At 37.2% G+C, this 10,901-nt stretch carries 10 protein-coding genes; 3 read left to right on the top strand and 7 right to left on the bottom strand.

Annotation, left to right across the window (positions count from 1 at the left end):
* Positions 1 to 753: 753 nt before the first annotated feature.
* Together ACWNMZ_RS08445 and ACWNMZ_RS08440 are read right to left on the bottom strand one after the other, a co-directional pair.
* Positions 754 to 1,983, bottom strand: a complete 1,230-nt coding sequence (locus tag ACWNMZ_RS08445; RefSeq protein WP_449598578.1) for a pyridoxal-phosphate-dependent aminotransferase family protein — start codon at positions 1,981 to 1,983, stop codon at positions 754 to 756.
* 79 nt (positions 1,984 to 2,062) lie between these two features.
* Entirely contained in the window at positions 2,063 to 3,298 is a 1,236-nt protein-coding gene (locus ACWNMZ_RS08440) for a Zn-dependent hydrolase (protein ID WP_031538526.1), read from the bottom strand.
* Between the two features lie 272 nt (positions 3,299 to 3,570).
* On the opposite strand from ACWNMZ_RS08440, the gene ACWNMZ_RS08435 reads away from it, so the two are divergent.
* Positions 3,571 to 5,217 (top strand): PucR family transcriptional regulator, encoded by a 1,647-nt coding sequence (locus tag ACWNMZ_RS08435; RefSeq protein WP_235251803.1) that lies wholly within the window; start codon positions 3,571 to 3,573, stop codon positions 5,215 to 5,217.
* Positions 5,218 to 5,365: 148 nt separating this feature from the next.
* The gene (locus ACWNMZ_RS08430; RefSeq protein ID WP_031538529.1) at positions 5,366 to 6,700 is read left to right on the top strand and encodes a nucleobase:cation symporter-2 family protein; all 1,335 of its coding nucleotides are present in this window, start codon (positions 5,366 to 5,368) and stop codon (positions 6,698 to 6,700) included.
* Positions 6,701 to 6,752: 52 nt separating this feature from the next.
* Here ACWNMZ_RS08430 and ACWNMZ_RS08425 read toward each other — a convergent pair whose 3' ends face one another.
* The 5 genes from ACWNMZ_RS08425 to ACWNMZ_RS08405 form a co-directional block, all read right to left on the bottom strand.
* Entirely contained in the window at positions 6,753 to 7,988 is a 1,236-nt protein-coding gene (locus tag ACWNMZ_RS08425; protein ID WP_031538531.1) for an NAD(P)-dependent malic enzyme, read from the bottom strand.
* Between the two features lie 258 nt (positions 7,989 to 8,246).
* A complete protein-coding gene (rpiA, locus tag ACWNMZ_RS08420) occupies positions 8,247 to 8,936 on the bottom strand; it encodes a ribose-5-phosphate isomerase RpiA (protein ID WP_031538533.1) in 690 nt (229 codons plus the stop codon).
* An 82-nt stretch (positions 8,937 to 9,018) separates the two neighbouring features.
* Complete coding sequence (locus ACWNMZ_RS08415) at positions 9,019 to 9,876, bottom strand: DUF421 domain-containing protein (protein ID WP_031538534.1); 858 nt, start codon at positions 9,874 to 9,876, stop codon at positions 9,019 to 9,021.
* A gap of 15 nt (positions 9,877 to 9,891) precedes the next feature.
* Complete coding sequence (locus tag ACWNMZ_RS08410) at positions 9,892 to 10,098, bottom strand: DUF1657 domain-containing protein (RefSeq protein WP_031538536.1); 207 nt, start codon at positions 10,096 to 10,098, stop codon at positions 9,892 to 9,894.
* Between the two features lie 85 nt (positions 10,099 to 10,183).
* Entirely contained in the window at positions 10,184 to 10,390 is a 207-nt protein-coding gene (locus tag ACWNMZ_RS08405) for a DUF1657 domain-containing protein (RefSeq protein ID WP_031538538.1), read from the bottom strand.
* 176 nt (positions 10,391 to 10,566) lie between these two features.
* Between ACWNMZ_RS08405 and ACWNMZ_RS08400 the strand changes: the two genes are divergently transcribed.
* A complete protein-coding gene (locus ACWNMZ_RS08400; protein WP_031538540.1) occupies positions 10,567 to 10,785 on the top strand; it encodes a hypothetical protein in 219 nt (72 codons plus the stop codon).
* The last annotated feature ends 116 nt before the right edge of the window (positions 10,786 to 10,901 follow it).

Genomic DNA, 10,901 nt, shown 5'->3' with positions numbered 1-10,901 from the left:
GAACGCTCCTCTGTTACCTTTTCTTGCTCTTTCTCTTGCTTTTGGGCTCAGAGAACGCTCCTCTGTTACCTTTTCTTGCTCTTTCTCTTGCTTTTGGGCTCAGAGAACGTTTCTCTGTTACCTTTTCTTGCTCTTTCTCTTGCTTTTGGGCTCAGAGAACGTTTCTCTGTTACCTTTTCCTGCTCTTTCTCTTACTTTTGGGCTCAGAGAACGCTCCTCTGTTACCTTTTCTTGCTCTTTCTCTTACTTTTGGGCTCAGAGAACGCTCCTCTGTTACCTTTTCCTGCTCTTTCTCTTGCTTTTGGGCTCAGAGAACGCTCCTCTGTTACCTTTTCCTGCTCTTTCTCTTGCTTTCGGGCTCAGAGAACGCTCCTCTGTTACCTTTTCTTGCTCTTTCTCTTACTTTTGGGCTTAGAGAACGCTCCTCTGTTACCTTTTCCTGCTCTTTCTCTTGCTTTTGGGCTTAGAGAACGCTCCTCTGTTACCTTTTCTTGCTCTTTCTCTTACTTTTGGGCTTAGAGAACGCTCCTCTGTTACCTTTTCCTGCTCTTTCTCTTGCTTTTGGGCTCAGAGAACGCTCCTCTGTTACCTTTTCTTGCTCTTTCTCTTGCTTTCGGGCTCAGAGAACGTTTCTCTGTTACCTTTTCCTGCTCTTTCTCTTGCTTTCAGGCTCAGAGAATGCTCCTCTGTTACCTTTTCTTGCTCTTTCTCTTGCTTTTGGGCTCAGAGAACGTTTCTCTGTTACTTACTATCCTACCCCCTTGAATAAAAATCCAATGTCGTTTGAAGTGCTTGACCAGCAGGAAGTTTTACTCCATGTCTAATCAAGCAGGCTTCTAGGCTGGCAAGTACGAATAGGACATTTTCTTTTCGGCAACTATAGCCCATCGTACCTATTCTCCATATTTTCCCATACAAAGGACCAAAAGAGCTTGCAATTTCTACACCAAATTGTTGAAGCATCATGCTTCGGACCGACTCTGCATCAATTCCTTCTGGCACTTTAATGCAAGTAACAGTTGGTAGTTTACACTTGCTATCACTAAATAGCTCTAGCTCCATTCCTTTAATTCCTTCCATTAATGCTTGTTCATGGTATTGATGTCTGGCGAATCTATTTTCCAGTCCTTCCTCTAAAACAATTCTTAATCCCTCATGTAATGCGTATAACATAGAAGTTGCTTCTGTATGATGATTTAATCTTCTTGGACTCCAATAATCCTGTAATTGTGCTAAGTCTAAATAATTGGAGCGGATCGGAGCATGGGCTTTTTTCTCTGCTAACTCACTGTCTGTCGCTATCCCTCTTTCTACCTTTTTCCGCGCAATCAATACTTTTTCCACTCGATCATTATATGTAATAGGAGCATTTCCTGATGGCACCGATAAACATTTTTGATTCCCACCAATCACTGCATCTATATGCCAATTATCTGTTTGCACATTTACACCGCCAATCGTTGCCACAGCGTCGACGATAAATAGGATATCTTGTTCACGGCATGCTTTACCAATCTCTTCTAATGACTGCATACACCCAGTTGATGTTTCACCATGAACAAGTGCCACCATTTTTGGATTCACTCGTTTCATTTCTGCAATGATATCTTCCGGGTCAAAAACTTCGCCCCATTCACATTGAAGTAAATGAATATCTGCCCCATATCTTTCAGCAATTTCTGTTAACAAATGGCCAAATCTTCCGTAAATCGGTATTAGTACTTTATCTCCCGGCTCGATAATACTGGCCAAGACAGCTTCAAGTCCAGATCTCGAGGTTCCATCTATCGGATATGCCCACTTATTTTTTGTTTGGAAAACTTGTTGGATCATTGCCATTACGTCATTCATGATGGACGTAAACGCAGGATCAAATTGACCTAAAATAGGAGTGCTTAGTGCTCTTAACACGCGTGGATCCACTTCAACTGGACCTGGTGTCATAATTGTTCTTATAGGTGTGTTTAATTCTGAAAAAGTCATTGGATACGTCCTTTCCTTTTATCTATTTTCTTTACTACAACGCATAATTCTTTTCTTTCTATAAAAATATGTACATTCCTTAATAAGCTAAACGGTGCAATAATTGGATGAGAACACTAATCCCTCTTTTTAAATCTTCTAGATTCGTGTGTTCTTTGGGAGAATGGCTGACGCCAGAAACACTTGGCACAAATAGTAAAGCAGACGGACAGTATGTTCCAAATACTTGCGCATCATGCCCTGCCCCACTGATCATTTTTCGGTTTGGAATATTCATTTCTTGTACAATGGTATGAGCTAGCTCTGTTAATTCTGCATCCATCGCAACAGCCTTAACGTTCATCCATTGTTCCCATTCAACATTCATGCTCGCCTCTATACTTTTCTGCTTAAAATAAGCAAAAATTTTCTTGCAAAAATAATCTAGTACTTCTTCTTGATGATGCCTGACATCTAACGAAAACGTAACTTCTTTTGCAATTACATTCGGAACATTAGGCGCGGCTACTATTTTCCCGACCGTTGCTACTAACTGTGAATCAATTTCCTTAGCTTGGTTTATAGCATAAGTAATTAATTCAGCAGCCAAATGCATACTATCCTTTCGATAATACATGGGAGTCGTACCTGCATGGTTGCTCTCTCCTGTTACCTTAACCGTAAATCGTCTTTGCCCAACAATATGAGAAACGACGCCAATGGACTCTTGCTCTTTCTCCAATACTGCACCTTGTTCGATATGTATTTCTATGAAACAATCAATATCTGCTCTTTTTACTTCTTCTCTATCTGGTTGCAAGCCCATGGATGACATCGCATGCGAAAAGGACATATTATTCGCATCGTATAAACCTATGCAATCCTCCTTCGTATATTTTCCTGTTATGGATCCTGAACCCCAGAAAGCTAAAGGAAATCGACTCCCTTCTTCCTCGCATAATGATACAACTTCTATTGTTTTTTTGGGGATTCCATAATGTCTCTTTAAATAGTCCAAAGCAAGCAGACTTGCTATGATTCCATACGCACCATCATATTTTCCTCCATCTATTACTGTATCAATATGGGAACCTGTCAAAATTGTTTTCTCGCTTTCAAGGGACCCTTCTAGCCTGCCAAACAGATTGCCTACTCCATCAAAATAGGTTTTTAAACCAATCTCATTCATTTTTTGTAAAAGAGCATGCTGAGCTAACCGCCAATTTTCATCATAAAGAAGTCGTGTAACCCCGCCATTTTCGTTAGCCCCGAATGTAGCCAGCCATTCCATCCACTTGCCTACTTCTTTTGTATCTATTTCATTAGATGTCTTCATTTCAATCGCTCCTATTCAGGGGAGATCTCCAATTAATTCAACCTAAAATGAAGGAACAAGGCTCTTCATTTTGTTATTTCCCCATAACTTTTTCTAGCATAAAATGCCCATTAAAACTACGCACTATTATTTATGTAACCATTATTTTAATAAGCACTCGCTGGCAATACATTAGATAAAGTGTTAGAATTATCTAAATACTTTGTATAAAATAACTAAATCCGAAATGCGGAGAAGACTTGTAATATAGCGTTCTTTTAGGAGGAGATAAAATGAAACTAGCAGAAATACTACAAAAACCTGTTTTCAATGCTGTGGAAGTTATTGCAGGTCATACTGGTTTAAATAAAGAAATTAAGAATATTACGATGATGGATGCGCCAGATATTGTTGAATATTTATATCCTAACGATTTATTAGTTACAACAGCCTACCATCTTAAAGATAAGCCTGATGTTTTGCTTTCCTTAATAAAAAGTATGCAGGAAAAAGATTGTACTGCACTAGGAATTAAAGCAAAAAGATTTTTAGGACAGATTCCACAAGAAGCAATTCAATTTGCAAATGAAAAAGGCTTTCCACTTTTAGAAATTCCATTAGAAACATCACTTGGTGAAATTGTTAATGGCTCTTTAAATTATATGCTGAGTCAGAGAACAGCAGAGCTAACCAATGCCTTTGAAACCCATCGAAAATTCACACAGCATATTTTGAAAGGAAAAGGGATAAAAAGGCTTGTAGACGACCTATCGCAAATGATTAACAAGCGAATTGTTTTACTTGATGCACATTTTCAAATGCATACCTCTTCTCATACTAGAAATTCGATTGAAAACTACTTCAGCTCCCTTCATGCAAAAGGATATGAATTTTTATTAGCAAGCTCGCCCTATTCTTGTTTTTCGAGCAGAAATACAGAAGAAGTTTTTACTATTTTTCCAATTTATACTCATATGAGGAAGCCAGCATTTTTAGTTGTGCTTGGAGAAATATCGATTGAAGACAAGAGTTTACTGCTTACCATTGAACAAGCTACCAACGTTTTATCTTTTGAGCTAATGAGAGAAAATACAGTAAAGCAATATTCACGAAGGGCACGAAATGATTTCTTTGCTCAGTTTGTGGAAGGCAAATTTACCTTTGCGGAGGAAATTGAAAGTCGGGCAAAAGAATTTTCTTTAAAAAGTGAACATGCTTCGATTGCAATTATTGGCAAAATGGATAACAGTGATCAATATATCTCCTTTACACAGCATTCAGTTGAGGTGGATTATATATATGAATATTTGGAAACGGAAATAAAAAAAGCACCATTTAACTCCCAGCTTTTTATTAAAGATGATCACTGTATTATTATTATGGAAGTCGCCCATTCATCTTATGATTTAGACCATTCGATTCTTCCTTATTTGCAAAATATTCAAGAGTATATTGGAAATACCTTTAAACGGTCTATCTCATTTGGTATTAGCAATGTTTTTCAGCGTCTATTAAATTTACCTAATGCCTATAAAGAAGCACTTAGTGCCTTACATATTGGACAGCTATCTGGCAATATCCCCTTTATCCAGATTCACCGGCCAAAGGATGTCTTTGAGATATTACGAATTATTCCAACGAAGGATCTTCAGGAATTTTACGAATATATCTTTCAATCATTTACAACCAATCAGCAGCAGGAAGAGGAACAGATATTACTAAATACTTTATCGGTATACTTAGAAACGCATTGCCAAATTTCTGAAACGGCAAAACGCCTTTATGTTCATCGTAACACTGTAATCTATCGTTTAGAGAAATGTGAAGAACTCTTAGGAAAAAGTCTGAAAGATCCAGAAACAACCTTTCATCTTCGATTTGCATTCCGGATAAAGTCGATATTAAAAACGAATGAAGGAAAAAAGCAAATTCAAATATAGTGGAGTCTACTTAGATATATAATCTATATTTTCTAAATATTTTGTACAATATAACCAATGACTTCTTTCTTCTTGCTCATTATGATGTTAATTAGCATAACAACAAGTGTTAACTTTATTAACATTATAAGAAAAAGGAGTGTAATGAATGGCTCAAAACAAAGAAAAGGGTTTAAAAATTTTTTCTTTAGGACTTCAGCATGTGCTTGCCATGTATGCAGGTGCTATCCTCGTACCGTTATTAGTTGGAAGAGCATTAAATTTAACAACCGAACAACTCGCTTATCTTGTTGCAATTGATTTATTAACATGCGGAATTGCCACCTTGCTTCAAGCTTGGAAAAATAAATATTTAGGAATTGGATTACCCGTTGTTCTCGGTAGCTCCTTTGTTGCTGTAACGCCGATGATTTCCATAGGAACAAATTACGGAGTGACTGCTATTTATGGAGCTATCATCATAACAGGACTTTTCATGATTATTTGCGCTCCTTTTTTCAGTAAAATAACGAAACTTTTCCCTCCTGTCGTGATAGGAACAGTGGTCACAATAATCGGTTTATCACTCATTCCATCAGGCATTAAAAATATGGGCGGAGGAGCAACTAGTGAAGATTTTGGTTCCATTGAAAATCTGATTCTTTCATTCGGGGTATTATTATTTATTCTCTTGTTAAATCGTTTCACAAAAGGATTTATGCAATCATTGTCTGTTCTAATGGGAATTATCGTCGGTACTGTTGTTGCTGCTTTTCTTGGAAAAGTGAATCTTTCCCCAGTAAAAGAGGCGAGTTGGTTCCATTTCCCTGAACTATTTTATTTCGGAACTCCTAGCTTTGAGATAGGTCCGATCCTTACAATGTTAATTGTTGGTTTGGTTATCGTCATTGAATCAACTGGCGTTTTCTTTGCACTAAGCAAGATTACGGAAACTCCTTTAAGTGAAAAAGATTTGACAAGAGGATATCGAGCAGAAGGAGTGGCCATTACTTTAGGTGGATTATTCAATGCATTTCCGTATAACACCTTCGCACAAAACGTTGGTCTTGTACAGCTTTCTAAAGTGAAAACCGTCAATGTTGTTGTCGCTGCCGGAGGAATTTTAGTCTTCCTAGGACTCATTCCGAAAGTTGCAGCATTCGCTACCATAATCCCAACACCTATATTAGGCGGAGCAACGGTTGTTATGTTTGGGATGGTTGTAGCTTCTGGAATCAGAATGCTTAGTAAAGTAGATTTTACAAATCAAGCTAACTTATTGATTATAGCATGCTCTATTTCCATCGGCTTAGGAGCAACTGCTGTTCCTACTTTATTTGATCAACTTCCTTCTGGACTACGTATCATTGTCAGTGATGGAATTATTACTGGAAGTATAGCTGCTATCCTGTTAAATCTTCTTTTTAGGGTAAAAACAAATAAACAAAGCACGAGTGCTTCCATTCTCCCTACAGAAGAAGTAACCGAAACACATACACTTTAATGAGAAAAGCAGCCAGTCTTATTTTGACAAACGGCCGCTTTTCTCATTTCCTTTATTCATCTCTTAGCTTTGTCAGATTCATCGTTTTCATTCTCACTTGTTCTGGATTGACCTGAATTCTCGCTACATTTGTTTCCATTGCTGTTCTCGCAACAGCCGCCGCAACAGCGGGAGCTACTCTTGCATCAAAAGGACTTGGAATAACATACTCTTCATCCAACTCTGATTCCGCAATTAATTCTGCAATTGCTTCAGCAGCAGCTTTTTTCATCGCTTCATTAATAGCCGTTGCTCGGACATCTAAAGCACCACGAAAAACACCTGGGAATGCCAATACATTATTTACTTGGTTCGGAAAATCAGATCTTCCTGTTCCGATTATCCTAGCACCTGCTTCTTTCGCTTCAGCAGGACTTATTTCTGGCACTGGATTTGCCAGCGCAAAAATAATTGCGTCCTGATTCATCGTTCGTACCATCTCTTTTGTTAAGGTACCTGCGACAGAAACTCCAATAAATACGTCCGCTCCTTTAATAGCATCACGCAAAGACCCTTTTTCATTTTCTCCATTTGTAAAGGTTGCCACAGATTCTTTTGCTTGGTTCATTCCAACAGATCTTCCTGCATAAATCGTCCCTTTTGTGTCACATAAAATCATATTGGTTACACCAGAAGAAAAGAGAAGTTTCGCAATGGCTATCCCCGAAGCACCAGCCCCATTTATAACAATTTTTAAATCCTTCATTTCTTTATTTACAAGCTTCAGTGCATTAATAAGACCAGCTAATGCTACAATCGCCGTTCCATGCTGATCATCATGAAATACAGGAATATCTAATTCTTGCTTTAATCGTTCTTCTATTTGAAAACAATCAGGTGCAGCAATGTCTTCTAGGTGGATTGCACCAAAAGTAGGAGCCATTAATTTCACAGTTTCCACTATCTTATCTTTATCTATTGTATTTAAAGCAATCGGAAAGGCATCTACCCCAGCAAAGCTTTTTAATAAAATTGCTTTTCCCTCCATAACCGGAAGAGAGGCCGCTGCCCCAATATTCCCCAAACCAAGTACAGAGCTACCGTTTGTCAAGAGGCCCACCATATTCCCTTTCATCGTAAAATCATATACAGATTCAGGATTTTCGAAGATTTCTTTACACGGTTCGGCAACTCCTGGAGAATAAGCTAGACTTAAATCATGGGCATTTTTCACATCTATCTTTGCATAAATCCCTAATTTCCCTTGTTTAACCTGATGCATATGTAAAGCTTCTTCTCTTAAAGACATTTTATCTCTCCCTTATTGATTGCCATTTTCTCTAACATAATGCTTCTTTCTCATTGAGGTATTTTTCATGGTATATTGAAAAGCCAAAAAGGAAACGCTTTCATAAACTAAGCTTTATTAGACATTTTTTCTGCATGGTTAAATCCAACGAGATATCACGCAGTTACCCCCACCTAACCATTTATTAGACGAGGGCTAACTGCAAGTTAATGTTTAATACATTTTCATCTTTAATATATGATTATTCAATATTCACCATTATTCATTTTTAGCTATATCAACAATTATTTCGTCCTGCTTATTTACAGAGATTAATACATCAACCATATGAATAAAGAGACCATTTTCTACTACTCCTACTATATTATTCAGTGTTTGATGTAATTGCTTGGGGTTTTGGATACTAGAAAAAGAACAATCGATAATATAGTTTCCATTATCCGTAAGATAAATCTCTTCGTCTTTCATCCGCAACTCTGTTTTGCACCCTAATTTCTGAATAGCTTTCTCTGTTTGTTTATACCCAAATGGAACTACCTCTACAGGCAAAGGAAAATGGCCTAAGGTTTGGACTTTCTTGCTCCCATCAGCTACAACAATAAAGGTTTTGGCAGCACTCGCAATTATTTTTTCTCGTAATAATGCTCCGCCTCCTCCTTTTATAGCAAAGAAATTGGCATCAATTTCATCTGCACCATCAATGGCAATATCTAATTCTTCCACTTCATTGATATCAACTAATTGAATTCCATATTCACTTGCTAATTTTTCCGTAGCTTTTGACGTGGCAACCCCTTTTAAATTCATCCCTGCCTTAATCATTTCGCCCATCGTTTTAATCACATAAAATGCTGTAGATCCTGTTCCTAGTCCAACTGTCATTCCATCTTTTACATATTGAATTGCTGCTGTTTCTCCTACTAATGCTTTTTCAGCCTGTCTATCCATCCTGTTCACCTACAATTATTTTGTCATCGTTATCCTCCCTTCTATAATAGATGATATATCCTTCTCTTTCATCTATTTTTCATTAGATATTATCTCCTAAATACATTTTCACTTTATTTTTTACTTGCTCCATTTTATTCGCATTTTTTCTATACATTAATTTCGCCTCTTTATTGTCTGTTTGTAGCGAATACATTTCCAAGTCTGCTTGTACTTTTTTTATCGTCGCAAGCAATAGTGGTCTTTCTTGTGCTTCTGCCAGCTTGATTTTATCGTCAAAAATGTCAATGGTAAGTTCCCCATAAGAATCAACTTGCCCTAGGAATACATTATCTTGTGTTACACCTAATTTCTCTAATTCCATACGCAACCAAGATGGGGTTTTTCCCGCTTTTGTTAAAGAATCATAAACGATATTCCCATCCATTATGATCGTTTGAGGCGCCTTTTCACTTGGCACTTTCATGTTAAGATCTTTGGGAGTGATGGGTCTATTTTCCTTTTTCAATAAAACACTGAGCATTCCCTTTGGCTCAAGTACAGCATATTCAATTTCTGCCAAGCTAAAAACATCTTTTTGCCGCAAAAGCGTAGAAAAATCATCAATCGTATAATGCTCTTTCTTCAAATTCCCTTCCAGGAGTTTTCCATCTTCCACCAATACCGTGCCAGTGCCTTCTATTACATTGCGCAATGTTTTACTTTTTAAGGAAATCACATCTGCTAAATAGGAGATGATTGCAAAGACGAATATCCCGAGTATCCCATGCATAACACTAAGACTGGAGTTTAGGATAACCTCTCCTGCGATATCTCCCAGTGTAATACCTGCTATGTATTCAAAAAGGGATAACTGAGAAATATGCTTTTTTCCTAATAGTTTTGTGGTAATAAATAATACAATGACAAAAAGCAAAGAACGCAAAACTACGATAAACATGTTTTCACCATCCCATTAAGAAGAGCTATATTCCTTTTCTTCTCGCTCTAATTGATATACCCTTAGCTGAATATCATTTTTAATCTCTCCAACTAATACCATTGCTTCGTGAAAAGCCTTTTGGGCCTCTTCTTCCATGGAATGAAGAGCAAAGGCAGATAGCTGGGATTCAATACCTTTTAAACTCGCTAAAGTCTGCTTCACATTAGATGCAACTGTCATCTTTTCCTCCAATAGAAGAGAAGCCGTATATAGAAGGGAAGTCAATTTTCTCCTAGAAACGGCTTCTCGATATTTTTAGCATGTATTATTGTTGTGCATATTGTGGTTCTTCTTTCTGAATCTCTTGTAGCCTTGGATTTAAGGAATCAACTATTTGTTGTGTTTGTTGTGCAGCAGTTTGATATATTTGCTTTGCCGATTGGTTATCTGTAGCTAAAGCAAAGGTTTCTAAACTTGCTTGTGCACTTTTTAAACCAGCAATTGTTTGTTTAACGTCTGAAATTACCGTCATAGAGCAGCCACCGTCCTTAAATTTTTTTACTACCTTTATATCATTTCATTAACGTCTATTGTTATGCAGTAAAAAAAATCCAAATCTATAGAGAGAAGCCCTCTTTGGCCTTTAAATAATTGAAACTTTTGCTTTATACAGCCGTATTATTTAGTAAAAACAGAAGGAGTTAAAAAATGATTACTGTCATTATCGTTTTAACTGTATTTTCTATTCCCCTAGCTGGTATTATAACTACCCATTTAGAGAAGCAGACAAAATTAAATCATGCTATGCTAAAAGATCAATTGGAGCTTGAAAGATTAAAGCATGAAAATTTTTTATTAGAAACAAATAAAATGAAATTAGAAGTGGAGAAAATGGAGAAGGAAAATAATTTATTGGAGAAGAAGTGATTTAGAACTAGGCATTTCTTGAAAAAGTGGGGGGACAACCTTAGCTCCTTGGCTAAAGCTTGCTTTATTCCCCGTAGGAGTGGACTGTCCCCCACTTCGTTGTTAAAAGTTTTTTT

Source organism: Niallia sp. Marseille-Q9988 (assembly GCF_976954375.1).
This window is presented reverse-complemented; position numbering and strand designations above follow the sequence as displayed.

What these genes read in the sequence shown, in the direction of transcription:
- ACWNMZ_RS08400 (WP_031538540.1), top strand. Translation starts at nt 10,567, where the DNA reads ATGATTACTGTCATTATCGTTTTAACTGTATTTTCTATTCCCCTAGCT.
- ACWNMZ_RS08445 (WP_449598578.1), bottom strand. Translation starts at nt 1,983, where the DNA reads ATGACTTTTTCAGAATTAAACACACCTATAAGAACAATTATGACACCA.
- ACWNMZ_RS08415 (WP_031538534.1), bottom strand. Translation starts at nt 9,876, where the DNA reads ATGTTTATCGTAGTTTTGCGTTCTTTGCTTTTTGTCATTGTATTATTT.
- ACWNMZ_RS08425 (WP_031538531.1), bottom strand. Translation starts at nt 7,988, where the DNA reads ATGTCTTTAAGAGAAGAAGCTTTACATATGCATCAGGTTAAACAAGGG.
- rpiA (WP_031538533.1), bottom strand. Translation starts at nt 8,936, where the DNA reads ATGGATAGACAGGCTGAAAAAGCATTAGTAGGAGAAACAGCAGCAATT.
- ACWNMZ_RS08430 (WP_031538529.1), top strand. Translation starts at nt 5,366, where the DNA reads ATGGCTCAAAACAAAGAAAAGGGTTTAAAAATTTTTTCTTTAGGACTT.
- ACWNMZ_RS08405 (WP_031538538.1), bottom strand. Translation starts at nt 10,390, where the DNA reads ATGACGGTAATTTCAGACGTTAAACAAACAATTGCTGGTTTAAAAAGT.
- ACWNMZ_RS08435 (WP_235251803.1), top strand. Translation starts at nt 3,571, where the DNA reads ATGAAACTAGCAGAAATACTACAAAAACCTGTTTTCAATGCTGTGGAA.
- ACWNMZ_RS08440 (WP_031538526.1), bottom strand. Translation starts at nt 3,298, where the DNA reads ATGAAGACATCTAATGAAATAGATACAAAAGAAGTAGGCAAGTGGATG.
- ACWNMZ_RS08410 (WP_031538536.1), bottom strand. Translation starts at nt 10,098, where the DNA reads ATGACAGTTGCATCTAATGTGAAGCAGACTTTAGCGAGTTTAAAAGGT.